We start from the raw sequence: 22727 nt of genomic DNA, 5'->3' as shown, positions 1-22727 counted from the left end.
GGAGCCTTGTCCTTGGCAATCACGAAGATCCTTGTCGCCAACCGGTCCGAAATCGCCATCCGCGTCTTCCGCGCGGCCAACGAACTCGGCCTCAAAACCGTTGCGATCTGGGCCGAGGAGGACAAATACTCGCTGCATCGCTTCAAGGCCGACGAAAGCTACCAGGTCGGGCGCGGGCCGCATCTGACCAGGGATATGGGGCCGATCGAAAGCTATCTGTCGGTCGAAGAGGTGATCCGCGTCGCCAGGCTTTCGGGCGCCGACGCCATTCATCCCGGCTACGGGCTTCTGTCGGAAAGCCCCGAATTCGCCGAAGCCTGCGCAGAGGCCGGCATCACCTTCATCGGGCCGAAGCCCGATACCATGCGCCGGCTCGGCAACAAGGTTGCCGCGCGCAATCTGGCGATCGAGGTCGGCGTGCCGGTGATCCCGGCCACCGATCCGTTGCCCGACGACATGGACGCGGTCAAGAAACTGGCCAAGGAGATCGGCTATCCGGTGATGCTGAAGGCATCGTGGGGCGGCGGCGGGCGCGGCATGCGCGCCATCCGCTCCGAGGCCGATCTTGCCCGCGAGGTGATGGAAGGCAAGCGCGAGGCGAAAGCCGCCTTCGGCAAGGACGAGGTCTATCTCGAAAAGCTGATCGAGCGCGCCCGCCATGTCGAGGTGCAGGTGCTGGGCGACATACATGGCAATGCGGTGCACCTGTTCGAGCGCGACTGCTCGATCCAGCGCCGCAACCAGAAGGTGGTCGAGCGCGCGCCGGCGCCGTATCTCGAAATGTCACTGCGCGAAGAGCTTTGCGGTTACGCGCTGAAGATCGCCCGCGAGACGAGCTATATCGGCGCCGGCACGGTCGAGTTCCTGCAGGATGCCGACACCGGCAAATTCTACTTCATCGAGGTCAACCCGCGCATCCAGGTCGAGCACACCGTCACCGAGCAGGTGACCGGCATCGACATCGTCAAGGCGCAGATCCACATCCTCGATGGTTTCGCCATCGGCACGCCGGAATCGGGTGTGCCGGCGCAGAAGGATATCAGGCTCAACGGTCACGCGCTGCAGTGCCGCATCACCACCGAAGATCCCGAGCATAATTTCATTCCCGACTATGGCCGCATCACCGCCTATCGCGGCGCCACCGGTTTCGGCATCCGCCTCGATGGCGGCACCGCCTATTCCGGCGCCGTGATCACCCGTTTCTACGACCCGCTGCTGGAGAAGGTGACGGCCTGGGCACCGACGCCGGCCGAGACCATCGCCCGCATGAACCGCGCGCTGCGCGAGTTCCGTATTCGCGGCGTGGCGACCAACCTCACCTTCCTCGAGGCGATCATCAATCACCCGAGTTTCGCCGACAATTCCTACACAACCAAGTTCATCGACACGACACCCGAACTGTTCGCGAGTGTGAAGCGGCAGGATCGCGCGACCAAGCTGCTCAACTACCTGGCCGACGTCAGCGTCAACGGCCATCCCGAGACGCGCGGCCGGCCGCAGCCGAAGGCCGATGCGGCGGCACCGATGGTGCCCTATCTCAACGGCAATGTGCCCGATGGCAGCAAGCAGAAGCTCGACGCGCTTGGGCCGGAGAAATTCGCGGCCTGGATGCGCGCGCAGAAAGAGGTGCTGGTCACCGATACGACGATGCGCGACGGACACCAGTCCTTGCTCGCGACGCGGGTGCGCACATATGACATCGCCGGCATTGCCGGCACCTATGCGCGCGCGCTGCCGCAGCTTTTGTCGCTCGAATGCTGGGGCGGGGCGACGTTCGACGTCGCCATGCGCTTCCTCACAGAAGACCCGTGGGAACGGCTGTCGCTGGTGCGCGAGGTAGCGCCAAATTTGTTGCTGCAGATGCTTTTGCGCGGCGCCAACGGCGTCGGCTATACCAACTATCCCGACAATGTCGTCCAGCATTTCGTCAAACAGGCAGCCGTCGGCGGCATCGACCTGTTTCGCGTCTTCGACTGTTTGAACTGGGTCGACAACATGCGCGTCGCCATGGACGCGGTCGGCGCCGAAGGCAAACTGATCGAAGCGGCGATCTGCTACACCGGCGATATACTCGACCCGGCCCGCGCCAAATACGACCTCAAATACTACGTCGCGCTGGCCAGGGAGTTGCAGGCGGCCGGCGCCCATATCGTCGCGGTCAAGGACATGGCCGGCCTCCTGAAGCCCGCGGCGGCACGAGTGCTGTTCAGGGCGCTGCGCGAAGCGACCGACCTGCCGATCCATTTCCACACGCACGACACGTCAGGCCTCTCGGCGGCGACGGTGCTGGCTGCGGTGGACAGCGGCGTCGACGCCATCGACGCGGCGATGGATTCCTTGTCGGGCAACACCTCGCAGCCTTGCCTGGGCTCGATCGTCGAGGCGCTGAAGGGCACCGAGCGGGATCCGGGCCTCGACCCGCAATGGATCAGGAACATCTCGTTCTATTGGGAGGCGGTGCGCAACCAGTATGCCGCCTTCGAGAGCGATCTGAAGGGGCCAGCCTCGGAAGTCTACCTGCACGAAATGCCGGGTGGGCAGTTCACCAATCTCAAGGAACAGGCGCGCTCGCTCGGTCTGGAGACGCGCTGGCACGAAGTGGCGCAGACCTATCACGACGTCAATCTGATGTTCGGTGACATCGTCAAGGTGACGCCGTCGTCCAAGGTCGTCGGCGACATGGCGCTGATGATGGTGAGCCAGGACCTAACGGTCGCCGATGTCGAAAATCCGGCCAGGGATATCGCCTTCCCCGACTCGGTCGTGTCGATGCTGCGCGGCGACCTCGGCCAGTCGCCCGGCGGCTGGCCGGAGGCATTGCAGAAGAAGGTGCTGAAAGGCGACAAACCGATCACCGCGCGGCCCGGTTCGCTGCTGAAAGCAGCCAATCTCAAGGCCAGCCGCAAGGAGATCGAAGACAAGCTCGAGCGCAAACTCAACGAGTTCGAATTCGCCTCGTGGCTGATGTACCCGAAGGTTTTCTCCGACTTTACCGCAGCGCAAGAAACCTACGGGCCGGTCAGTGTGCTGCCGACGCCAACCTATTTCTACGGCATGAAGCCGGAAGATGAGATCTTTGTCGACATCGAGAAGGGCAAGACGCTGGTGGTGCGCTGCCTGGCCATCGGCGATGTCGACGAGAAGGGCATGGTCACTGTGTTCTTCGAGCTCAACGGCCAGCCGCGCCGGGTCAAAGTGCCGGACCGCGCGCATGGCGCTTCCGCCGCCAAGGCGCGGCGCAAGGCTGAGCCGGGCAACGAGGCGCATGTCGGCGCGCCGATGCCCGGCGTCGTCTCGGCGCTTGCCGTTGCCGCCGGCCAAGCGGTCAAGGCCGGCGACGTGCTGCTGTCGATCGAGGCGATGAAGATGGAGACGGTATTGCATGCCGAGCGCGACGGCACAATCGCCGAAGTGCTGGTCAAGGCCGGCGATCAGATCGACGCCAAGGATCTGCTGATCGCATTCGGATGAGACAGAAATGTTGCCCAGGCAGAGTTGTCTGCGTCTGGCGGCAGCCCTTCATGCCGCATCGATAACAGCTTGACCCGCCGCCCCCGGTCGGGCATCGAACCGCTGCAAATTCGCCGCGACAGTTCCTGAGTCGCGGCATGGAAAACGACGCGGAGAAAAAATGGCCGACGACATCACCGAAACCAGCCAGACTGTTGCCGCCGGCCAGCTGCGAGCCTTCATCGAACGCATCGAGCGGCTCGAGGAAGAGAAGAAGACGATCGCCGACGACATCAAGGAAGTGTTCGCCGAGGCCAAAGGCACCGGCTTCGACACCAAGGCGATGCGGTCGATCATCCGGCTGCGCAAGAAGGATCAGGCCGAGCGGCAAGAGGAGGAAACCATCCTCGACCTCTACAAAGCCGCTCTCGGCATGGTGTAAGGCTGATAACAGCCCTGGGCGCCGGTTGCGGCGCCCTCAACGGGTCGAACCATGAGCGAATTCGACTTTGGCGTCCGCCGCGCCTCTGAATTCCGCCAACGGGGCTTCTGGACGCTGTTCGCGGAACGGCATCCGGAAGAAAGGGCTCTGATGGCGCGGCGCGGACCCTGGTTCTGGCAGCGCGGGCTGCCCGACTTCGCATTGGTCCTTTCCATGTATGTCGCGCCGGCGCAGAACCATGTCGGCGTCTTCTTCGGCCGCAACGAGAAGTTCGGTGCCACGGAAGCCTGGTCGCGGTTGAAGCCGTTCCAGCCGGCGATCGAAGACAGGTTGAAGCTCGGGCCGGAACAGAGTTGCGAGGGCCTCGGCATCAATTCGTTGTGGCGGGTGAACTGCTTTGCCGAGGACAATTGGCCGGCCATGGCCGACTGGCTGGTGACGGAAGCATCGCGCTTCGAGCGCGCCGTTGCCGAGGTTCTGGGCGAGGGTGGCGAAACCGGTTCGTGAAATCGCCTGCCTGCGGCGGCTTGACCCTAAAGCGCGTCGCGTCTGAAGGGATTCGTGCGACGCGCTTTAGTTTTGTTTTTATGCATGTCGTTACCCCAAAACCGCTGCGCACTTTTGGGCGACATGCATTAGTTCGGCTTCTCCGTGTCGCGGCCGATCGCATCGAGATGGTGTTGCAGCGCCAGATGGTCGAGCGCATCCATCGGCAGATTGGTGAACAGCGAGATGCGGTTGTTGAGCATGCGATACGCATCGGCAAAGGCAAGGTGCAGTTCGGCTTCGGTGCCGTCCGCCTTGGCTGGGTCTGGTATAGACCAGAGCGCGGTCATCGGATGACCCGGCCAGATCGGACAAGATTCGTTTGCGGTGCTGTCGCAGAGCGTGAAGATGAAATTCATTTCCGGCGCTTCGGGCTCGGCAAACTCGTCCCAGCCTTTCGAGCGGGCGAAGCTCGTATCGTAGTTGAGGCTTTCGAGCAGCTGCAGTGCGTAGGGATTGACCTCGCCCTTCGGCTGCGAACCGGCGGAAAAGGCCTTGAACTTGCCGGCACCGATCCGATTGAGGATGGCTTCCGCCATGATGGATCGAGCCGAATTGGCGTTGCAAAGAAACAGCGCGTTGTAGACATTATCGCTCATCTCAAGACCTCCTTGGCAGGCGACTGGATGATGGGGGCGGCAGATTCCGGCAAGGTTGTCTTTGCCGAGATGCCGACAAGGGCGACGTAGAAAGGTTTCACGACCGTTTGATGACAATCTTCCAAATCAGACGCTTGCGTGCCGATGATCGACTTGCGTTGACAGGCTTGCTGCTTTGGACATCTCTGCGGCTATCGAATGAGAGAAAGCCGCATCGATGAGTGCGCCAGAGACTTTCGAAGGCGAAGACGGCAAGGCAGGCCGTGGGGCGGGTTTCTTCCGATCGCGCTGGCAAGGCACGGCCCCGCTTGACCGGCTGTTCTGGCGCGATCTTGTCCTTGTCGGGACGGCGATCAATATCGCATTGTCGGTGCTGGCACTGATCCTGCTCGGGCTGAAGCTGCCGCTCGCTCTCGTTCTGGCGGTGCATTTCGCGCCGATGCCGTATAATTTCTTTCTGACTTTTGCGGTGTGGCGGACCGCCGAGAAATCCGGCGGCATCAAGGCTTCGCTGATGACGCTGGGGGCTGTGCTGTGGCTGATACTGGTGGTGGTGGTCTGACGGGACGGTGCTGCCGGCAAAGGCCGGCCGAAGCCGTCCTTTGCCAACGTCGAACTCCAGTCAGGCGGCCGGCTCGAATTTCAGCGCGACGCCGTTGATGCAATAGCGCAGCCCGGTCGGCGGCGGGCCATCCTCGAAGACGTGGCCGAGATGGCTGCCGCAGCGGGCGCAGTGGCATTCGGTGCGGACCATGCCGAAGCTGCGGTCGACGGTCGTCTCGACCGAACCGGGCACCGGGTCGTTGAAGCTCGGCCAGCCGGTGCCGCTCTCGAACTTCAGCTTGGATTCGAACAAAGGCTGGTCGCAGCCGACGCAGGAAAAGGTGCCGGCGCGCTTCTCGTGGAGCAGGGCGCAGCTGCCCGGCCGCTCGGTGCCGTGGTTGCGCATCACCGCATATTGCTCCGGCGTCAGCCGGGCGCGCCATTCGGCATCGGTGCGGGTGACTGGGTAGGTGTGACTATCCATTTTTTGCCTCTTAGTTCATGCCGCTATTGGGGTTGTCTTCCCAAGTTCGCCTAAAATAGGCATTTGTTACGGCGTTTGCCGGTATTTCCGATGCTGCCGCGAAGAATTCCTCAGGCGATCGCCGCGAGATACCGCGCAACCGACCCTGCAAATGCCGTCTTTGCATCTCCGAGGACGTTCTGGTTCCACCATGCGCCGTAGATATGGTCGAACGCGAAAGGCTCCAGCGCAGCCCCGATGCCGAGCACTTTCGCCGTATTGAGCGGGATGTAGTTCGGGTAGCTGTACATGAAGCTGACATGGCGGCGCGTTGGGGTCACCTGCAAGATGTCGCCGGCCAGGATGGCGTCGCCGCCGTCGCGCTTCCAGTGCAGCACCTGGCCACCGGCAAAGTGACCGCCGCAACGGATAAGTGTCAGCGAGGGGTTTAGGGCGCGCGTCTCGCCCTCCCAACTGATAACAGCCGGATGCGGCCGCATGATCCACTGACGGTCATCGGCGTGCAGATAGATCGGCACGCCGCCAAACGCCTCGCTCCACTCGACCATTGCCGAATAATAATGGCAGTGCGAAATGGCGATCGCGGTGAGGCCGCCTCGTCGGTTGATTTCGGCCACCGCCTCGTCGCTGACCATCGAGATGCAGTCCCACAGCACATTGCCGTGCGGGGTTTGTGCCAGCAGCGCCCGCTGACCGATGGCGAAGCGCGGCTCGATGCCGAAGGCGAGCACGCCGGCATCGTCCTTCATCACGATCCGATGCCCGGCGGCGAGCTCTTCCGGCGTGATCCAGGCCTGGCCCTCCCAGCGCACATATTGCCGCTCGTCCTCGCAGATCGGGCAATGTTGCGGCGGCGTCGCTGCCGCCGCGAACTGGACGCCACATTGCAGGCAGAGGAAACAGGTCGGCCGTCCTGTTTTGCGTGAATCCATTCAGTGCTTCCTTGAAAGTTGCTTCGTCGCGGCTTCGAGCCCGGCGAGCGTCAGCGGAAACATGCGGCCGCCAAAGATATCGCGGATCATGGCGATCGAATGAGTATAGCCCCAGTGTTTCTCATTTTCCGGGTTGAGCCACACCGCGCTCGGCCATTGCTGCAGCAGACGGCCGAGCCAGACCACGCCGGCCTCCGGATTCCAGTGCTCGACCGAGCCGCCGGGATGCGCGATCTCATAGGGGCTCATCGAGGCATCGCCGACGACGATCACCTTGTAGTCCGGACCGTATTTGTGGAGCAGGTCGAAGGTCGGGATTACCTCCGCATGGCGGCGGCGATTGTCCTTCCACACGCCCTCGTAGAGGCAGTTGTGGAAGTAGAAGTATTCGAGCTGGCGGAATTCGGCGCGGGCGGCCGAAAACAGCTCCTCGACGCTTTTGATGTGATCGTCCATCGAGCCGCCGACATCGAAGAACATCAGCAGCTTCACGGCATTGCGCCGCTCGGGCCGTGTCTGCACGTCGAGATAACCATGTTCGGCCGTGGCGTGAATTGTGCCGGGCAGGTCGAACTCCTCCTCGGCGCCTTCGCGCACCCAACGGCGCAAGCGCTTCAGCGCGATCTTGATATTGCGGGTGCCGAGCTCGACGGCATCGTCGAAATTCCTGAATTCGCGCTTGTCCCAGACTTTCACCGCACGGCGGTTGCGGCTTTCGTGCTGGCCGATGCGAACGCCTTCGGGATTGTAGCCATAGGCGCCGAAGGGTGAGGTGCCGCCGGTGCCGATCCATTTCGACCCGCCCTGGTGGCGGCCCTTCTGTTCCTCCAGCCGCTTTTTCAGCGTTTCCATCAGCTTTTCGAAACCGCCCAGGGCCTCGACCAGCTTTTTCTCTTCATCGGTCAGGTGCTTTTCGGCAAGCCGCCGCAGCCATTCCTCCGGGATGTTTTCGACGTCGACCGGGTTTTCGCCAGCCAGCGCTTCAACGCCCTTGAAAACGTGCGAAAAGACCTGGTCGAAACGGTCGATGTGACGCTCGTCCTTCACCAGTGCTGAGCGGGCGAGATAGTAAAAACCCTCGACGTCATAGTCGACCAGCCCTGCCTCCAGCCCTTCCAGCAGCGACAGATACTCCCGGAGCGAGACCGGAATCCGCGCAGCCTTCAGTTCGAGGAAGAAGGGGATGAACATCGTCCGACTTTTATCTGTGACCTTCGATCTTCTCCCGCGCGGCGCTGGCGATGAAAGTGGAACGCGTGAGGCCGCGTCGGCTCGCTTCGGCATCAATTGCCGCCAAAAGGGCTGCGTCGAGCGACAGATTGGCCCGGACAGGCCGTCTGGAATCGATCAGCGCGGGGATCATCACAGCAGATTCGCCGGCAGCGCTATCGATTTCGCCCAGTCGGAGCAGATCTGCTACTGTACGCGAGCCGGGCAAGGGCAAGTGCTTCGCCATCCGTGCCTCGGCCCATTCGCGAATAGCGGAGGTCGCATCGGCTATCGCCTCTTCGGGACTTGCGCCACCGCCGTGACATCCGGGAAGATCGGGCACCCGCACCCCCCAGACATCATCTGCGCCGTCAAGAATTCCGACATAGTGCGTCATGATTCCTCCTTAAATCCATCCGGCAAGCCGGGCGATCGACCGTTCATCACATCAAATCATACTCGATGAAGCCGGTGCGGCGCGCCACATGGTCGTAGAGCTTGCGCGCGGTGGTGTTGGTCTCGTGCGTCATCCAGTAGACGTTCTTGACGCCGATCTTGCCGGCTTCCTGCTTGACCGCCTCGATCAGGGCGGCACCGACGCCTTTGCCGCGCACATCCGGGTCGGCGAACAGGTCCTGCAGATAGCAGTTGTTTTTTTCGGACCAGCAGGAGCGATGGTAGAGATAGTGCGTCAGGCCGACCGCCTTACCGCCGAGCGTGGCGATGAACCCCTTTGGTTCGAACTCACCCGCCGTGAACAGCCGCTTCCAGGTGACGGTGTAGACGTCTTCCGGCAGCTTGGTTTCGTAGAAGATGAGGTAAGCGGTCCACAGGCGCTGCCAGTCGGCGTGGTCGGATTGCGCAAGTGGGCGGACAATAATCTCGGTCATTTCGTTTCCTTCCGAAGCTTCGGGCCCAAGCTGCCCCGGTGCAGGGCTGGCGGCAACGGTCCAGCAACGGGAAAGCGCTGTCAGTCCGCCGCATGCCCGGCCCTCCGCTATGGCTCCGAGCGTTGTCGCTCGAAAAGCCAAATCGTTGGCTTTTTGTCGGCCTTTGGCCGACCGCTCCTCACCCCTGCCTTCTCGCCATGAAGGCCAGTCGCTCGAACAGATGGACGTCCTGTTCGTTCTTCAAAAGCGCGCCGTGCAGCTTGGGGAGCGCGTTCTTCGGGTCGGCGCGCAAATCCTCGGGCGCGATGTCGTCGGTGACCAACAGCCTGATCCAATCGAGTGCCTCGGAGGTCGACGGCTTCTTCTTCAGACCCGTCACTTCGCGGATCTCGTAGAACTGGGTGAGTGCGGCGCGCACCAGGTTCTGCTTGATGCCGGGATAGTGCACATCGACAATCCTGTGCAGCGTCTCGACATCGGGAAAGCGGATATAGTGGAAGAAGCAGCGGCGCAGGAAAGCGTCCGGCAGTTCCTTCTCGTTGTTGGAGGTGATGATGACGATCGGGCGCACAGCGGCGCGGACCGTTTCGCCGGTCTCGTAGACGAAGAACTCCATCCTATCGAGTTCCTGCAACAGATCGTTGGGGAATTCGATATCGGCCTTGTCGATCTCGTCGATCAGAAGCACGACCTTCTTGCCGACGGCGAAGGCGTCCCACAGCTTGCCGCGTTTGATGTAGTTCCTGATGTCGTTGAAGCGCTCGTCGCCGAGCTGGCTGTCGCGCAGCCGCGAGACGGCGTCATACTCGTAGAGGCCCTGCTGCGCCCTTGTCGTCGATTTGACGTGCCATTCGATCAGCTCGAGGCCGAGCGCGGCCGACACTTGCCTCGCCAGTTCGGTCTTGCCGGTGCCGGGCTCGCCCTTAACCAGCAATGGCCGCTCCAGCGCGATCGCCGCATTGACCGCCACCATCAGATCCTTGTCGGCGACATAGGCCGCCGTGCCTTCGAAACGCATTCTTGCTCCTCGGTTGTTATGGCAACCGTAAGGAGGCAGCTTGGCCAGCGCAAGGCGCAGCGGCGAGGGCGCGGTGAAACCTCGTGCCGCGCAACTCCAAGGCAGAACCTTGTGACGAATTAAGCCGCGAAGCATGCCGTCTCTCTGGCGCTTGGTCGATCGTCGGCCTATATTGGGTGCGACGGTCTGCGCTTCCCGGCAGGAGAACATTTTCCCCGGGGCCTTAATGATCCCTAGGGAGCTGTCCCTGGGAAGACCCGTGGGTTTTCTCATACGGCGCCCACCTACTTTGTAGGTTCCCGGGATCGCTCTCTCCACCGGTTGCGTGGATCGTCACTCGACGCAAAAGATCCACTCACAATTCGATGGATCATGCGGTAGAAAACGTCGCTCCCAAAGCTTCAACCAGATCCGACCTTTTCTACCTTGGCTCCATGACCTCTCCAAAAGACCTGAAGAAACATCTCCGCAAGGAAGCACTCGGGCGCCGCGCCGCGCTCGATCCGTTCTGGCGGGTGGAAGCGGCGCTCGAAATGGCCGAGACGGCGCGGGATAGCATTGCGATAGAGCCGGGCCAGATCGTCTCCGGCTTCTGGCCGATGCGCTCAGAAGTCGACGTCCGGCCGCTGATGTTTGCCTTGCGCGAAAACGGGGCACGGCTTTGCCTGCCTGCCATTCTCGACAAGACCACCATCGTCTTTCGCGAACTGGTGCGTGGCGCCCCGATGATCGATATGGGGTTCGGCACCGTCGGGCCGCATGAGGAGGCGCAGGTGCTTGATCCCCAAGTGATGCTGGTGCCGCTCGCGGCTTTCGACGCGCGCGGCCACCGCATCGGCTACGGCGCCGGTTATTACGACCGCGCGATCGCGCGGCTGGTCGACAAGGGACAGTCGCCCCGGCTGATCGGCATTGCTTTCGACTGCCAGGAGGTGGCGCTGGTGCCGGACGAGCCGCATGACATGATCATCCCGGAAATACTCACCGAGAACGGGTTGCGCCAGTTCGCGCCGAAATTGTAGATAAGTTCCTGGACGCATGGTCTTTTCCGAAAGTCATGCAGCTTTTTTCTTCGCTGACCTTTGGTTCGGGATCATCCTTATATGAGACTTCTCTTCCTCGGCGATATGGTCGGCAAGACGGGACGCACAGCGGTGTGGGAACAACTGCCCGGCCTGATCTCGGATTTCAAACTCGACTTCGTCATCGTCAATGGTGAGAACGCCGCCGGCGGCTTCGGCATCACCGAGGAGATCTTTCGCGAGACGATCTCGGCGGGGGCCGATGTCGTCACCACCGGCAACCATGTCTGGGACCAGCGCGATGCGCTGGCTTTCGCACCGCGCGAAGAGCGGTTCCTGCGCCCGTCCAATTTCCCCAAGGGCACGCCGGGGCGAGGCTCCGGCGTCTACATTGCCAGGAATGGCGCGCGCGTTCTGGTCGCCAACATCATGGGCCGGGTGTTCATGCATCCTGAACTCGACGATCCGTTCCAGGCCGGTGAGCGCGAGCTCGCCGCCTGCCCGCTCGGCGAGCAGGCCGATGCGGTGGTCATTGATTTCCACGCCGAGGCGACCTCGGAAAAAATGTGCTTCGCGCATTTCGTCGACGGCCGCGCCAGCCTGGTCGTCGGCACTCATACGCACCAGCCGACCGGCGACCACCATATCCTCAATGGCGGCACCGGCTATATCTCCGACGCCGGCATGTGCGGCGACTATGATTCCTCGCTCGGCATGGACAAGGAGGAACCGCTCAACCGGTTTCTGTCAAAGGTGCCGAAAGGGCGCTTCGAGGCGGCGACCGGCCCGGCGACATTGTGCGGCGTCGGCGTCGACATTTCGGATCGCAGTGGCCTGACCGAGCGGATTGCGCCGTTTCGCCGCGGGCCGCGGCTGGAGGAAACGGCGCCATCGTTCTGGTCATGACATTGATGTAAGCGATTGTTGTGCCTAACTGCCGGCTACGCCTGCTTCAGATCGTAAAGAGGGGACGACCTCCATGCAGCTCATCGAATTCCTGGCGCCACATTTCGCCTTTGTCTCCGATCCGACCGCATGGGTAGCGTTGCTGACGCTGATCGTGCTGGAGGTCGTGCTCGGCATCGACAATCTGATCTTCATCTCGATCCTGACCAACAAATTACCGGAGGCTCAAAGGGCCCGCGCCCGGCGGCTCGGCATTTCTGCCGCGCTGATCATGCGGCTGGTCCTGCTTGCCACCATCTCGATCATCGTCCAGTTGACGACGCCGGTGTTCACCGCTTTCGGCCATGGTTTTTCCTGGCGCGATCTGATCCTGATCGCCGGCGGGCTGTTCCTCGTCTGGAAGGCGACCAAGGAGATCCACCACACAGTCGATCTCGAGGATCACCAGGACACGATGATAGGCCAGACGCTGCAGCTGTCGCTGGCCGGCGCCATCTTCCAGATCCTGCTGCTCGACCTCGTCTTCTCGATCGATTCGATCATCACCGCGGTCGGCATGACCGACGAGATCGCCATCATGTACATCGCCGTGATCGTGGCGGTCAGCGTGATGATGCTGGCGGCCGGGCCGCTCGCCGATTTCATCGCCAAGAACCCGAGCATCGTTATGCTGGCGCTGAGCTTCCTGTTGATGATCGGCATGACGCTGATCGCCGACGGCATGGGCTTCCATGTGCCGAAGGGCTACATCTACGCCGCCATGGGGTTCTCTGCGCTGGTCGAGGGCCTCAACATGCTGTCGCGACGTCGGAGAAAGGCAAAGGCCGGCGCGGGCCACTAAGGTTGGCGGAGCGAAGCGACGGCGCGAAGGCCTGAGCTCTGCCTCAATTGTCGCGGCCATGCAGAACCTTTGAGACGTCGGAGGGACAGCACCCCCCTCTGTCCGGCAGGACAGAGGGGGGTGGGAAGGATCGCTGCAGAATGGCTTTTGGCACCCGGCGACCTTAGTCGGTAGGCACACCTTCCGGGTGACGGTCGCCGATCAGGCCAAGCGTCAGGCCTTGCTCCAGCCACGCCTTGGTGCCGGCGAGCACCAGCGCAAAGCCATCGGTCGAGCCGATCGCCTGCTTGACCTGCTCATCGGGGCTGCCGGCAAAGCCGAAATTGCGAACCTCGACAAAGGTCGCGCCTTCAGGCATTTCGGTAAAGGTCCAGACCACCGTGGTCGGCGGATCGCTCCATTGCATGACGATCTTTTCGTTCCTGACGAATTCGCTGACCGTGACCGGCGTCGAGACGCCGTACATGCGCCATTCCCAGCGAACCTCCTTGCCGCTGTCCAACCTGCCGCTGCCATGAGTGAACCAGAATTTCGTCGTGATCGCCGGATCGACGATGGCTTCGAACACGTCTGCGACCGGCCGCCGGATCAGCATGCCGGCTTCGGCGGTCGGTGTCTCACGGATTTCCATATCGTCCTCCTATCCAAACAGGCTTCTGTCACCAGGCGTCGGGTTCGCGCACCATGTGAACGATGTTGGCCGGATTGGTGATCCAACCGCCACGAAAACCCTCGCCCAGCGCCTCAATGGCGTCGCAGCGCACGATACCGGCCTTGGCGAGATGATCGGCGGCGGTCGGAAAATCGTCGGTGAACAGCTCCAGCCAGACCTCGGCCTGGCTCAGCATCGGCGCTTCGTCGATCCACAGGCGATTGGGGCCGAGTTCGAAACCGATAGCGGGAACTTTGGCCGTGAATGGTTTCAGACCGACGACATCCCGGTAGAAGGCGATCGTCTCCTGATATTGGTGCGGCGGCACCTTCATGGCGATGTTGATACCGCCGGTGATCTTCGCGGACATTCTTTCCTCCGTCTTCTCAGATGTTGTCTTCGCTGGCGGGCTCGCCCTTCATCTCGCTGCGGTAATAGCCGTCGCGCAAATTGATGCCGTATTCGACATAGGCTTTCATGCAGGCCAGCATCTGCGACCAGCCCTCGCAATTCAGATACGACTTCTTCAGGCCGACCGCGTCCTCGTGCCAGCCGGTCTCGGCGATGGTGACGAAGGTGCCGCCGTCGTCCAGCGGCTCGAAATTCATCTCGATGCGGGTCTTGTAGGCGGGCTTGCCGTCGGCGTCGGTGGCGTCCCAGCGCAGCACGATGTGGCTGTCTTTCTTCACCTCGTCTACCTCGACTGGGACCTTGCCCCACCAGACGACGCCGCTGCCCGCCACCAGCGGGGCGCTGGCGCCGCCGATCGTGGTGAAATAGCCGCTGAGCTTGGTCGGATTGACGACCGCGTCGAAGACTTCGGCGACCGGTTTGCCGATGCGGCCCGAAACTCTGAATCCAAGAGACATATCCACAGCTCCTTCCTTGATCAGATCAATATTATGTTATAAAAACATAACATGTCAAGCAAAGCGCAGGACGACAATGTTTTCAAGGCGCTGGCGCACCCGCGCCGGCGCGCGCTGCTGGACGAGCTGAAGGACGCGCCGCGGACCACCGGCATGCTGTGCGATGCCTTTCCTGACATGGACCGCTGCACCGTCATGCTGCATCTGAAAGTGCTGGAAGACGCCGATCTGGTCGTGGCACGGCGCGAGGGGCGCGAACGCTGGAACCATCTCAATGCGCTGCCGATCAAGCAGATCCACGACCGCTGGATCAGCCAGTACGCCACGCACGCGATCAGCATTCTCGACCGGCTGAAATCCGATCTGGAGGGGTGAATGGCCGCAGAAATGCAGCTGGCGGGCGCGTTGCGCACCACCGTTACGGCGCGGCTGGACGAATTGAGCCGATTTATCTATAAGCCGGCCATTCCGACATAGAGCGCCGTACGTCCATCCGGACGCATCAGGGACGTTCTGAAATTTTGAATTCGAGCATTTTGGCAAAAGGCGAGGTCTCGCTGCAGGATGCTCTGCCAAGAAGACGACAGGGGTGCCATGGCTGGCCATTCACAGTTCAAGAACATCATGCACCGCAAGGGCCGCCAGGACGCGGTGCGGTCGAAAATGTTTTCCAAGCTGGCGCGCGAAATCACCGTCGCCGCCAAGAGCGGCACGCCGGACCCGTCGATGAACCCGCGCCTGCGCTTGGCCGTGCAGAACGCCAAGGCGGTGTCGATGCCGAAGGACAATATCCAGCGCGCCATCAACAAGGCATCGATGGGCGACGCCGAGACTTACGAAGCCGTGCGCTACGAAGGCTACGGGCCGGGTGGCGTTGCGCTCATCGTCGAGGCGCTGACCGACAACCGTAACCGCTCGGCGTCGAATGTGCGCGCCGCCTTCACCAAGGCCGGTGGGGCAATGGGTGAAACCGGCTCGGTGTCGTTCATGTGGGACCGTGTCGGCGAGATCTTCTATCCGGCATCGGTCGGCAGCGCCGAGAAGGTCATGGACGCGGCGATCGAGGCCGGGGCCGACGACGTCCAGTCGGACGAAGAAGGCCATACGATCTATTGCGCCTTCGAGAACCTCGGCGAAGTGTCGAAAGCGCTGGAAGGCGCGCTCGGCGAGGCTGAATCGGTGAAGCCGATCTGGAAACCGCAGACCAACATTGCGGTCGACGAGGAGCGGGCACAGTCGCTGATGAAGCTGGTCGCCACGCTCGAGGACGATGACGACGTGCAGAGCGTCTACGCCAATTTCGAGGTCGACGACGAGACCATGGCGAAGCTCAGCGCGGCATGAGCGGAGCTCAGCCCGGTACGAGCGGAGCTCAGCCAGACATGACTGAACAAGCGCTGCTGCCCCAGATCCGCATCACTTATTGCACGCAGTGCCAGTGGCTCTTGCGGGCCGGCTGGATGGCGCAGGAGCTGCTGTCGACCTTCGCAACGGATCTGGGCGAGGTCACGCTGGTGCCGGGCACCGGCGGCATTTTCACCATTTCCTGCAACGACACGCTGATCTGGGACCGCAAGCGCGACGGCGGCTTTCCCGATGCCGCAAAGCTCAAGCAACTGGTTCGCGACGTGATCGATCCGGATCGCGATCTCGGCCATGCCGACCGCAAGGGCCACAAGTCAAAAGACCCTGCCTGACGCAAGGTCTCTTATATTTCTGCCCCTGCATTCATCGCCACGCGAAAATGAAGCAGCCCAGCGCGGCGATGGCGGTTATGGTGCGGACGTGGTTCCACATCAGCCAGTCCCTGAGATAGGTGGCCCACACGGCGGCGCCGTTGGCGCTTGCCGGATCGACGGCGGCCAGCGCGTTGTTGAGCGGCACGTTGAAAATCATCGTCACGATCAGGTTGCCGACGAGATAGATCAGGGCGCCGGCGAGAAGCCACAACGAACCCGGCTGGTTCCAGCCGAGAATGGCGCCGACGACGAGGACGAGGCAGACCAGTCCGGTGCCGAAAAGCGCGGTCATGAACATCGGCGTCACCGCAGTGACGTTAATCGAATTCATGGCGGCGATGCCGCCCGCGGCAGGCATGCGGGCGAGGCCCGGCATGACGAAGCTGGAAAAGGCGAAGAAGACACCAGCGACGACGCCCGAGCCGAGCGCGGCGACGAAGGTGAGGATGGGAAGCAGTTTCATGATCATGTCAGTCACTCCAGATGCCCATAGCAGCGGTTTCGGTTGCGTAGGTGGAAAAATCTTTCGGCGCGCGGCCGAGCACGCGCTGGACGCCGTCGGTCAGCGCCTCGTTGCGGCCGTCGAGCACTTCGGTGAACAACTCGTTGAGCAGCCAGGCAAACTCGGCCGGCAACTCGTACCCGGCTACAGCTGCGGTGAACTCGGCATGCGAAATCCGTTTGAACCGGATGTCGCGGCCGCTCGCCTTGCCGATCTCGGCGACCGCGTCAGCGAAGCTCAGCAGCCGTGGTCCCGTCAGCTCGTAAAGCTGGCCGACATGGCCTTGCCGGGTAAGCACCATCACGGCGGCGTCGGCGATATCGTCGGCATCGACGAACGGTTCTCCGACAGTGCCGACCGGCAAAGCCACCTCGCCAGCGAGCAGCGGATCGAGCAAAAAACTCTCGCTGAAATTCTGGGAAAACCAGGCGCAGCGCAGGATCGTCCAGTCGGCGCCTGAGGCTTTGAGCATCTCTTCGGCGCGTTGCGCTTCCGTTTCGCTGCGCCCCGACAGCAGCACCAGCCGGCGGACACCGCTTGCCACGGCATGGTTGGCGAAGGCGCCGACCGCTTCGGCCGCACCGGGCACCGCAAGATCAGGATAGTAGCTGATGTAGACGGCGCCGACACCGTCAAGCGCGGGGGCCCAGGTCGCGTCGTTTTCCCAGTCGAAGGGCGGCGTGCCCGAGCGCGAGCCGATCCGTACCGGCAGGCCCTGCGCCGTCAGCCTGTCCGCGAGACGACGGCCGGTTTTGCCGGTGCCGCCGAGGATCAAAGTCGGTTTTCTTGCTGTGTCGATCATGGTGATTTCCTTTGCTCACAAACATGAGTAATCCTCATATTTGCAAAACGTGATAAACCCTCGTATTTTGTGAGTCAAGCCAATTTGTTGGTTGTTCGTCGGGAGACAGTGATGGAAGGCACGGCCATATCGGGTTCACAGGATGGCCAGATCGCATCGCCGCGGCGCGCGCCAAGCCAGCAACGCAGCCGCGAGCGGGTCGAGCGGATGCTGGCCGCCGCTTCCGCGCTGATCGCCGAGCATGGCAGCGACGCCATGCGCATGGGCGAGGTGGCGGAACGGGCCGGCGTGTCGATCGGTTCGCTCTACCAGTTCTTCCCGGACAAGCGGGCAATCATCTGGGCGCTGGCCGAGCGTTACACCGCCGAAAGCCAGGCCTGCATCGCGGCATCCCTTGCACAGGTCAGCGACGCCGAAGGGCTGCGGCGGGCGTTTTCCGAGCTGGTGGATATCTATTACGGGCGGTTCCTGGCGGAGCCGGTGATGCGCGACATCTGGTCGGGCACGCAGGCCGACAAGGCGCTGCGCGAACTCGAGCTCGCCGACAGCCGGGCCAACGCCGAATTCCTCACCGCCGTGCTGAAGCGGCTGCGGCCCACCGCCGATCCGGCGGCGCTGGAAACGACGGCGCTTCTCGTCTGGCAGATGGGCGAGGCCACCATGCGGCTGGCGATCTCGGTCGGTCGAAAGGAAGGTGACGACCTGGTCGCCGCCTATAAGCGGATGGCGCTGCGCGAACTGGTCGGCGAATAGGCCGCATTTGCCAACAAAAAACCCGCCACGAGGGCGGGTTTCTTTGATCCGAAAAAGGCCTGCGGCTTAGAGGCCGAAACCTTCGAAACGCTTCTTGAACTTCGACAGGCGGCCGCCGCGGTCGAGCAGGGTCTGCTGGCCGCCGGTCCAGGCCGGATGGGTGGTCGGATCGATGTCGAGGTTCATCGTATCGCCTTCCTTGCCCCAGGTCGAACGGGTCATGTATTCGGTGCCGTCGGTCATGACGACCTTGATGGTGTGGTAGTCGGGATGGATGTCGGTCTTCATTGTGCTATTCCTGGTTCGCTGGCGCTGCTGACGGGCATAAAGCCTGCGTCGATGCGCCCCTTTTTAAAACTCGAAGCCGCAGCTATTGAGGAGCCACGGCTTTTAAAAACGGTCGGCGAGCCTATACATCAGCCGGAATTGAATCACAAGGCCGCGGTAAGCGCATATTGAGGCGCATGCCCAGAAGAGCCAGAGGAAACGGTCATGGCGCACACCAGCGGCGATGCAGACGAGCGTAGGCGCTCGCTCAGGCCGCTGCGGCGCCTGTTCCCCTACATCACCCGCTACCGGAAAATGGTCATTGGCGCGGTCGTCTCGCTGACCATTGCTGCGGCGACGACGCTGGCGCTGCCGCTCGCCGTACGGCGGATGATAGATCACGGCTTTTCCGCCTCCAATTCCAGTTTCATCGCCGAGTACTTCGCCATGCTGGTGGTGATGGCTGCCTTGCTCGCTGCGGCGTCAGCCAGCCGCTACTATTTCGTCATCACGCTGGGCGAGCGCGTCGTCGCCGACATCCGCAGCGATGTGTTCCGCCATGTCACGACGCTGTCGCCGTCCTTCTTCGATACCGCCCAGTCGGGCGAGATCGTCTCGCGGCTCGCCGCCGACACGACGCAGGTCAAGTCGGCGGTCGGCGCCACCGCATCGGTGGCGCTGCGCAACGTCATCCTGGGTCTCGGCGCCGTGGCGATGATGGTCTTCACCAGCCCGAAGCTGTCGGGTCTTGTCATCGCCGCCATCCCGGTGATCGTGCTGCCGCTGGTCGCCTTCGGCCGCTCGGTGCGGCGCAAATCGCGGCTGGCGCAGGACACGCTGGCCGACGCCACGGCCTATGCCAGCGAGCAGATCGGCGCGGTGCGCACGCTGCAGGCCTTCACCAACGAGAAGCTCGTCACCGGGCATTTTTCATCTGCCGTGGAAGCCGCGTTCGAAGCGGCGCGATCTTCGATCTTTGCCCGCTCCTTCCTCACCTTCTTCGCCATCTTCATGATCTTTTCCTCGGTGGTGGCGGTGCTGTGGTTCGGCTCGCGCGACGTGCTCGACGGCACGCTGTCGCCTGGCACGCTCGGCCAGTTCCTGCTCTATTCGGTGTTCGCCGCCGGCGCACTCGGCGCGCTGTCGGAAGTGTGGGGCGAGCTTTCCCAGGCGGCGGGTGCTGCCGAACGGCTGACCGAGATCCTGGCCGAGAAGCCCGCGATCCAGGCCCCAGCGCATCCGAAACCGCTGCCGGCGACGGCCAGAGGCGCAATAAGTTTCGACGACGTGTCCTTCTCCTATCCCGCTGGGCCCGACCGCGCCGCCGTCCACGGTCTGAGTTTCCAGGTCAAGCCCGGCGAGACGGTGGCGATCGTCGGCCCGTCGGGTGCCGGCAAGAGCACCGTCTTTTCGCTGCTTCTGCGCTTCTACGACCCCGACACCGGCAAGATCATGATCGACGGCGTCAATGTGCGCGAGGCCGACCCTGCCGCGATCCGGGAGCGCATCGCCATCGTGCCGCAGGATGTCACCATCTTCGCGGCCAGCGCGCGCGACAATATCGGCTTCGGCCGTCCGGACGCCAGCGACGCCGAGATCGAGGCGGCGGCCAAGGATGCGCTTGCCGACGAGTTCATCCTGAAGCTCGAAAAAGGCTATGCCAGCCAGGTCGGCGAGCGCGGCGTGACGCTGTCCGGCGGCCAGCGCCAGCGCGTGGCGATTGCCCGCGCGATTCTGCGTGATGCGCCGATCCTTCTGCTCGACGAGGCGACCTCGGCGCTCGACGCCGAAAGCGAAACGCTGGTGCAGACGGCGCTGGAACGGCTGATGCAGGGCCGCACCACCATCGTCATCGCCCACCGGCTGGCGACGGTGCTGAAGGCCGACCGGATCCTGGTCATGGATGGCGGGAGCATCGTCGAGGAAGGCACCCACCAGAGCCTTGTCGCCAAGGGCGGCATCTATTCCCGGCTGGCCAAGCTGCAGTTCGAAACCGGCGCGAATGCTTTCAGGGGTGCTGCGGAGTAGCATCGGGCAGCCCTGACGGGGTCACCCTCCAGCCAGCCCAATAGGCTGCTGAAGGATTTATCAGCTACCGAAAACTGAGCGTTTGCTGCGTCGATAAGCGATGAAGAGTGGAACTCCGACGAGCAAGGACAGTAAAAACGTGCTGGCGATAACTTGTCGTTGTTCCATGGCCGGGTCGCGGACCTTCACCTTCGCGGGCGGCGGGTCTTCGTAAGTAAGATCATATTGCCACTGGATGTTGTCTGCGATGTCGTCAACGGATTTCAGATAATCGACGATCGCCTTGGCCGGCACCTCCGTCTCCAATGTCCGGAAGTCCCAACCAACACGAAATTCGGTTGGGGTGTTGCTCCAGGATGCCTTGAGCGAAACGTAGGGCGTAACGACGTCCTTTATCTGCTCCCCGGAAAACCTGGCTTTCAGATTGCGTATGACGATGCTGTAGCGCCTGTAAAATGGAGTGCCGAGAGAAATGGGACCGATCCTGCCGACCATCGTTGGAGTCGGAAGACTGCTTCCGAGATCGGCCTTGATGGTAAATTGCTTGGCAAGGTCGTTGGCTGCTAGCGCATCTGCCGGCAACTGGTAACTCTCTTTTACACTCAGGACGTTGCCGTCGCGGCGATCGACGATATCCAGTCCGGCGACGCTTCGGATACCGGGATACTGCTTGCTGTAGTACTGCAAATAGGTGTTGGAGAGATCGGTCAAGGACTGGCTGGCCAGTTTTTGACGCATCCAGTCGGCGTTGGCGTCTCCATACATCGAGAAGACCGTCAGGGTCAGCGGGTCGCCCGACTTCTTTGGAAAGTCGAATTGTTCCTCAACCTGGACCGACGGACTGGTAAGCACCGGACTTGGCATCTTTTCCAATCCGCCAGTGCTGGAAAGCGGCAGTGCGAAACCATAGTCGGGTTCCGCGAAATTGCGCGCCTTGCCTCCCTGAAGATCATTAGTGGCGTCCACCCAATATGTCTGGGTTCCGATCTTTACCTTCACGATAGCATGATCGAAATTGCTAAGCGCCGGCAGATGCTGATCCAAGGCCTGCCCCTGGTCGATATCCGCCAGGGCGACTTCGGCAGAAATGCCAAGTCGCACGAGCGACGAAGCAAGCAGCAATGCCTTGTCCTTGCAATCACCAAATCCGCTACGCAGGACAGTCCCAGGGTCGCGTGGAATGTGAGATCCGGCACCGATCGACAGGCTGACATAGCGTATCTGGTCCTGCACCAATCGCATCGCCTGGACCATCCGGTCCGCGGGCACGGGATGCTTGATGGCTATAGCGTCGAGCTTTGCGGCGAAGTCGGCAGGAAAGGTGGTCACGGGCTTATAATAGGCCGCAACTGCATCGACCACACTTTGCCAATTCGCAGTGGAGGACACATCGACAGAGCCCCAGGCCGGATACTCTGCCGGCAGATTGTCCTCAATCTTGATCGGTTTCGGGTTTGCAATTTCCCACAAATAGACACTGTCCGATCCCGATGAAGAGATCGAAGGCTTGAGTTGGGTTCCCCGTGCCTTGACGTGCAGCGGCTGCGCGGTCGGCCAGGTGATGATGGTCCTGATAAACGCTACCGGCTCTTCCCATTCGGATGCGAAACTTTTGAAGAAAAGGTCCTTCCCGACGAGCGGGGTTATCTCATAGGTCGATCCATAGTCGATGATGTCGCCGACGCGCACGTCATCGATATTGGCATGCGCTGTCAGCCAGCCATCGAAGACGCCTTTTTCGGCGTCTCTTTCCTTGCGGAAAATGTCGAATTTAACGTCTTCCAGCCGATCCAGCACCGCACCATCGCGGATGATGTGAAGATGGTTGAACGTGACCTTATGCCGGGACGGGTCGAACTGCAGGTCGATCCCCGCGCCTTGTTCGAGGCCGGGACGGTCGACGATCTTGTAGACGGTGCGCCAGTATTCGACATAGCCGACGGCGCGGTGATTGATCTGATCGTCCGAGAGCAGCCATGAAATGCCATTTTTGACTTGATCCGATCGCGCCGGGTCGGCAGCCGGAATATCAACCCGCTTTACCCAGCTTTCCGCCAGGCCCCTGAGAACCATGTCGTCGGACATGGCGGGAGAACTCAAACCGATCAATAATATGAAAAATACGACGAGGCACCGTAAAGGCTTGACCTCGCGAAAACTGATACAGGCCGACATCTGCCCCCGCAGAGTTGAAGACAGCTCTTTCTCTGAGGCTTTCCAGTCAAAGTAAAGT

Annotated in this window: 27 protein-coding genes and 1 other RNA gene; 14 read left to right on the top strand and 14 right to left on the bottom strand. The window is 61.9% G+C overall.

Going from position 1 to position 22727, the window contains the following annotated elements:
• Window positions 1-12: 12 nt before the first annotated feature.
• The 3 genes from pyc to CIT26_RS27140 all read left to right on the top strand — a co-directional run bounded on the left by pyc (window position 13) and on the right by CIT26_RS27140 (window position 4399).
• Complete coding sequence (pyc, locus tag CIT26_RS27150; RefSeq protein WP_095495418.1) at window positions 13-3471, top strand: pyruvate carboxylase; 3459 nt, start codon at window positions 13-15, stop codon at window positions 3469-3471.
• Window positions 3472-3631: 160 nt separating this feature from the next.
• On the top strand, window positions 3632-3892 hold the full coding sequence (locus CIT26_RS27145) for a DUF2312 domain-containing protein (protein ID WP_023800031.1): 261 nt from the start codon (window positions 3632-3634) through the stop codon (window positions 3890-3892).
• A gap of 51 nt (window positions 3893-3943) precedes the next feature.
• Entirely contained in the window at window positions 3944-4399 is a 456-nt protein-coding gene (locus tag CIT26_RS27140; protein WP_095495417.1) for a hypothetical protein, read from the top strand.
• Window positions 4400-4527: 128 nt separating this feature from the next.
• On the opposite strand, the gene CIT26_RS27130 is transcribed toward CIT26_RS27140, so the two are convergent.
• A complete protein-coding gene (locus CIT26_RS27130) occupies window positions 4528-5037 on the bottom strand; it encodes an arsenate reductase ArsC (protein ID WP_095495416.1) in 510 nt (169 codons plus the stop codon).
• Between the two features lie 217 nt (window positions 5038-5254).
• Here CIT26_RS27130 and CIT26_RS27125 point away from each other — a divergent pair, with 217 nt between their 5' ends.
• Complete coding sequence (locus CIT26_RS27125) at window positions 5255-5599, top strand: hypothetical protein (protein ID WP_095495415.1); 345 nt, start codon at window positions 5255-5257, stop codon at window positions 5597-5599.
• A 60-nt stretch (window positions 5600-5659) separates the two neighbouring features.
• On the opposite strand, the gene msrB is transcribed toward CIT26_RS27125, so the two are convergent.
• The 6 genes from msrB to CIT26_RS27095 all read right to left on the bottom strand — a co-directional run bounded on the left by msrB (window position 5660) and on the right by CIT26_RS27095 (window position 10113).
• On the bottom strand, window positions 5660-6064 hold the full coding sequence (gene msrB, locus CIT26_RS27120) for a peptide-methionine (R)-S-oxide reductase MsrB (protein ID WP_095495414.1): 405 nt from the start codon (window positions 6062-6064) through the stop codon (window positions 5660-5662).
• Between the two features lie 110 nt (window positions 6065-6174).
• Window positions 6175-6996, bottom strand: a complete 822-nt coding sequence (locus CIT26_RS27115; RefSeq protein WP_095495413.1) for an MBL fold metallo-hydrolase — start codon at window positions 6994-6996, stop codon at window positions 6175-6177.
• The gene (locus CIT26_RS27110) at window positions 6997-8187 is read right to left on the bottom strand and encodes a vWA domain-containing protein (protein WP_095495412.1); all 1191 of its coding nucleotides are present in this window, start codon (window positions 8185-8187) and stop codon (window positions 6997-6999) included.
• Window positions 8188-8197: 10 nt separating this feature from the next.
• Window positions 8198-8602: a type II toxin-antitoxin system HicB family antitoxin gene (locus CIT26_RS27105; RefSeq protein ID WP_095495411.1), complete on the bottom strand. Its 405-nt coding sequence runs from the start codon at window positions 8600-8602 to the stop codon at window positions 8198-8200.
• 46 nt (window positions 8603-8648) lie between these two features.
• A complete protein-coding gene (locus tag CIT26_RS27100) occupies window positions 8649-9095 on the bottom strand; it encodes a GNAT family N-acetyltransferase (protein WP_095495410.1) in 447 nt (148 codons plus the stop codon).
• Between the two features lie 178 nt (window positions 9096-9273).
• Window positions 9274-10113 (bottom strand): AAA family ATPase, encoded by an 840-nt coding sequence (locus CIT26_RS27095; protein WP_095495409.1) that lies wholly within the window; start codon window positions 10111-10113, stop codon window positions 9274-9276.
• Window positions 10114-10293: 180 nt separating this feature from the next.
• On the opposite strand from CIT26_RS27095, the gene ssrS reads away from it, so the two are divergent.
• From ssrS to CIT26_RS27075, 4 genes are all read left to right on the top strand, one after another.
• Window positions 10294-10449, top strand: a non-coding RNA gene (gene ssrS, locus CIT26_RS27090) — 6S RNA.
• Window positions 10450-10547: 98 nt separating this feature from the next.
• The gene (locus CIT26_RS27085; protein WP_095495762.1) at window positions 10548-11135 is read left to right on the top strand and encodes a 5-formyltetrahydrofolate cyclo-ligase; all 588 of its coding nucleotides are present in this window, start codon (window positions 10548-10550) and stop codon (window positions 11133-11135) included.
• An 81-nt stretch (window positions 11136-11216) separates the two neighbouring features.
• Window positions 11217-12041, top strand: a complete 825-nt coding sequence (locus tag CIT26_RS27080; protein ID WP_095495408.1) for a TIGR00282 family metallophosphoesterase — start codon at window positions 11217-11219, stop codon at window positions 12039-12041.
• Window positions 12042-12114: 73 nt separating this feature from the next.
• Window positions 12115-12882 carry a TerC family protein gene (locus tag CIT26_RS27075; RefSeq protein WP_095495407.1) on the top strand — a complete coding sequence of 256 codons (768 nt, stop codon included), beginning with the start codon at window positions 12115-12117 and terminating at the stop codon, window positions 12880-12882.
• 163 nt (window positions 12883-13045) lie between these two features.
• Here CIT26_RS27075 and CIT26_RS27070 read toward each other — a convergent pair whose 3' ends face one another.
• The 3 genes from CIT26_RS27070 to CIT26_RS27060 are packed head-to-tail and all read right to left on the bottom strand — an operon-like array spanning window position 13046 to window position 14403.
• Window positions 13046-13513 carry an SRPBCC family protein gene (locus CIT26_RS27070; protein ID WP_095495406.1) on the bottom strand — a complete coding sequence of 156 codons (468 nt, stop codon included), beginning with the start codon at window positions 13511-13513 and terminating at the stop codon, window positions 13046-13048.
• Window positions 13514-13541: 28 nt separating this feature from the next.
• Window positions 13542-13904: a hypothetical protein gene (locus tag CIT26_RS27065; RefSeq protein ID WP_095495405.1), complete on the bottom strand. Its 363-nt coding sequence runs from the start codon at window positions 13902-13904 to the stop codon at window positions 13542-13544.
• Between the two features lie 16 nt (window positions 13905-13920).
• Complete coding sequence (locus tag CIT26_RS27060; protein ID WP_095495404.1) at window positions 13921-14403, bottom strand: SRPBCC domain-containing protein; 483 nt, start codon at window positions 14401-14403, stop codon at window positions 13921-13923.
• Between the two features lie 51 nt (window positions 14404-14454).
• Between CIT26_RS27060 and CIT26_RS27055 the strand changes: the two genes are divergently transcribed.
• From CIT26_RS27055 to CIT26_RS27045, 3 genes are all read left to right on the top strand, one after another.
• Complete coding sequence (locus CIT26_RS27055) at window positions 14455-14778, top strand: ArsR/SmtB family transcription factor (RefSeq protein ID WP_095495403.1); 324 nt, start codon at window positions 14455-14457, stop codon at window positions 14776-14778.
• Between the two features lie 219 nt (window positions 14779-14997).
• The gene (locus CIT26_RS27050; protein ID WP_023800014.1) at window positions 14998-15747 is read left to right on the top strand and encodes a YebC/PmpR family DNA-binding transcriptional regulator; all 750 of its coding nucleotides are present in this window, start codon (window positions 14998-15000) and stop codon (window positions 15745-15747) included.
• A 38-nt stretch (window positions 15748-15785) separates the two neighbouring features.
• Window positions 15786-16100, top strand: coding sequence for an Rdx family protein (locus tag CIT26_RS27045; RefSeq protein WP_095495402.1), 315 nt, complete (start codon window positions 15786-15788; stop codon window positions 16098-16100).
• Between the two features lie 31 nt (window positions 16101-16131).
• Here CIT26_RS27045 and CIT26_RS27040 read toward each other — a convergent pair whose 3' ends face one another.
• Both CIT26_RS27040 and CIT26_RS27035 read right to left on the bottom strand, forming a co-directional pair.
• Entirely contained in the window at window positions 16132-16611 is a 480-nt protein-coding gene (locus tag CIT26_RS27040) for an anthrone oxygenase family protein (protein ID WP_095495401.1), read from the bottom strand.
• 1 nt (window position 16612) lies between these two features.
• A complete protein-coding gene (locus CIT26_RS27035) occupies window positions 16613-17446 on the bottom strand; it encodes a Rossmann-fold NAD(P)-binding domain-containing protein (RefSeq protein ID WP_095495400.1) in 834 nt (277 codons plus the stop codon).
• Between the two features lie 111 nt (window positions 17447-17557).
• Here CIT26_RS27035 and CIT26_RS27030 point away from each other — a divergent pair, with 111 nt between their 5' ends.
• Window positions 17558-18199: a TetR/AcrR family transcriptional regulator gene (locus tag CIT26_RS27030; protein ID WP_095495399.1), complete on the top strand. Its 642-nt coding sequence runs from the start codon at window positions 17558-17560 to the stop codon at window positions 18197-18199.
• Window positions 18200-18265: 66 nt separating this feature from the next.
• Here CIT26_RS27030 and rpmE read toward each other — a convergent pair whose 3' ends face one another.
• A complete protein-coding gene (rpmE, locus tag CIT26_RS27025) occupies window positions 18266-18487 on the bottom strand; it encodes a 50S ribosomal protein L31 (protein WP_006327661.1) in 222 nt (73 codons plus the stop codon).
• Here rpmE and CIT26_RS36105 point away from each other — a divergent pair.
• On the top strand, window positions 18470-18658 hold the full coding sequence (locus CIT26_RS36105; protein WP_143747925.1) for a hypothetical protein: 189 nt from the start codon (window positions 18470-18472) through the stop codon (window positions 18656-18658). The genes rpmE and CIT26_RS36105 overlap by 18 nt on opposite strands.
• A 33-nt stretch (window positions 18659-18691) precedes the next feature.
• Window positions 18692-20494 (top strand): ABC transporter transmembrane domain-containing protein, encoded by a 1803-nt coding sequence (locus CIT26_RS27020; RefSeq protein WP_095495398.1) that lies wholly within the window; start codon window positions 18692-18694, stop codon window positions 20492-20494.
• A gap of 60 nt (window positions 20495-20554) precedes the next feature.
• Here the strand turns inward: CIT26_RS27020 and CIT26_RS27015 are convergent, their stop codons facing one another.
• Complete coding sequence (locus CIT26_RS27015) at window positions 20555-22579, bottom strand: DUF3857 domain-containing protein (RefSeq protein WP_167391544.1); 2025 nt, start codon at window positions 22577-22579, stop codon at window positions 20555-20557.
• Between the last annotated feature and the right edge of the window lie 148 nt (window positions 22580-22727).

This window comes from Mesorhizobium temperatum (assembly GCF_002284575.1).
Classification (GTDB): domain Bacteria; phylum Pseudomonadota; class Alphaproteobacteria; order Rhizobiales; family Rhizobiaceae; genus Mesorhizobium; species Mesorhizobium temperatum.
Note: the sequence above shows the minus strand (reverse complement) of the source record. Positions and strands in the feature narration are given on the sequence as shown.

Bases quoted from the DNA above. Each gene is read 5' to 3' on its own strand.
- CIT26_RS27145 (WP_023800031.1), top strand. From the start codon at position 3,632: ATGGCCGACGACATCACCGAAACCAGCCAGACTGTTGCCGCCGGCCAG.
- CIT26_RS27140 (WP_095495417.1), top strand. From the start codon at position 3,944: ATGAGCGAATTCGACTTTGGCGTCCGCCGCGCCTCTGAATTCCGCCAA.
- CIT26_RS27130 (WP_095495416.1), bottom strand. From the start codon at position 5,037: ATGAGCGATAATGTCTACAACGCGCTGTTTCTTTGCAACGCCAATTCG.
- CIT26_RS27125 (WP_095495415.1), top strand. From the start codon at position 5,255: ATGAGTGCGCCAGAGACTTTCGAAGGCGAAGACGGCAAGGCAGGCCGT.
- msrB (WP_095495414.1), bottom strand. From the start codon at position 6,064: ATGGATAGTCACACCTACCCAGTCACCCGCACCGATGCCGAATGGCGC.
- CIT26_RS27115 (WP_095495413.1), bottom strand. From the start codon at position 6,996: ATGGATTCACGCAAAACAGGACGGCCGACCTGTTTCCTCTGCCTGCAA.
- CIT26_RS27110 (WP_095495412.1), bottom strand. From the start codon at position 8,187: ATGTTCATCCCCTTCTTCCTCGAACTGAAGGCTGCGCGGATTCCGGTC.
- CIT26_RS27105 (WP_095495411.1), bottom strand. From the start codon at position 8,602: ATGACGCACTATGTCGGAATTCTTGACGGCGCAGATGATGTCTGGGGG.
- CIT26_RS27100 (WP_095495410.1), bottom strand. From the start codon at position 9,095: ATGACCGAGATTATTGTCCGCCCACTTGCGCAATCCGACCACGCCGAC.
- CIT26_RS27095 (WP_095495409.1), bottom strand. From the start codon at position 10,113: ATGCGTTTCGAAGGCACGGCGGCCTATGTCGCCGACAAGGATCTGATG.
- CIT26_RS27085 (WP_095495762.1), top strand. From the start codon at position 10,548: ATGACCTCTCCAAAAGACCTGAAGAAACATCTCCGCAAGGAAGCACTC.
- CIT26_RS27080 (WP_095495408.1), top strand. From the start codon at position 11,217: ATGAGACTTCTCTTCCTCGGCGATATGGTCGGCAAGACGGGACGCACA.
- CIT26_RS27075 (WP_095495407.1), top strand. From the start codon at position 12,115: ATGCAGCTCATCGAATTCCTGGCGCCACATTTCGCCTTTGTCTCCGAT.
- CIT26_RS27070 (WP_095495406.1), bottom strand. From the start codon at position 13,513: ATGGAAATCCGTGAGACACCGACCGCCGAAGCCGGCATGCTGATCCGG.
- CIT26_RS27065 (WP_095495405.1), bottom strand. From the start codon at position 13,904: ATGTCCGCGAAGATCACCGGCGGTATCAACATCGCCATGAAGGTGCCG.
- CIT26_RS27060 (WP_095495404.1), bottom strand. From the start codon at position 14,403: ATGTCTCTTGGATTCAGAGTTTCGGGCCGCATCGGCAAACCGGTCGCC.
- CIT26_RS27055 (WP_095495403.1), top strand. From the start codon at position 14,455: ATGTCAAGCAAAGCGCAGGACGACAATGTTTTCAAGGCGCTGGCGCAC.
- CIT26_RS27050 (WP_023800014.1), top strand. From the start codon at position 14,998: ATGGCTGGCCATTCACAGTTCAAGAACATCATGCACCGCAAGGGCCGC.
- CIT26_RS27045 (WP_095495402.1), top strand. From the start codon at position 15,786: ATGACTGAACAAGCGCTGCTGCCCCAGATCCGCATCACTTATTGCACG.
- CIT26_RS27040 (WP_095495401.1), bottom strand. From the start codon at position 16,611: ATGATCATGAAACTGCTTCCCATCCTCACCTTCGTCGCCGCGCTCGGC.
- CIT26_RS27035 (WP_095495400.1), bottom strand. From the start codon at position 17,446: ATGATCGACACAGCAAGAAAACCGACTTTGATCCTCGGCGGCACCGGC.
- CIT26_RS27030 (WP_095495399.1), top strand. From the start codon at position 17,558: ATGGAAGGCACGGCCATATCGGGTTCACAGGATGGCCAGATCGCATCG.
- CIT26_RS36105 (WP_143747925.1), top strand. From the start codon at position 18,470: ATGGATGTCGGTCTTCATTGTGCTATTCCTGGTTCGCTGGCGCTGCTG.
- rpmE (WP_006327661.1), bottom strand. From the start codon at position 18,487: ATGAAGACCGACATCCATCCCGACTACCACACCATCAAGGTCGTCATG.
- CIT26_RS27020 (WP_095495398.1), top strand. From the start codon at position 18,692: ATGGCGCACACCAGCGGCGATGCAGACGAGCGTAGGCGCTCGCTCAGG.
- CIT26_RS27015 (WP_167391544.1), bottom strand. From the start codon at position 22,579: ATGTCCGACGACATGGTTCTCAGGGGCCTGGCGGAAAGCTGGGTAAAG.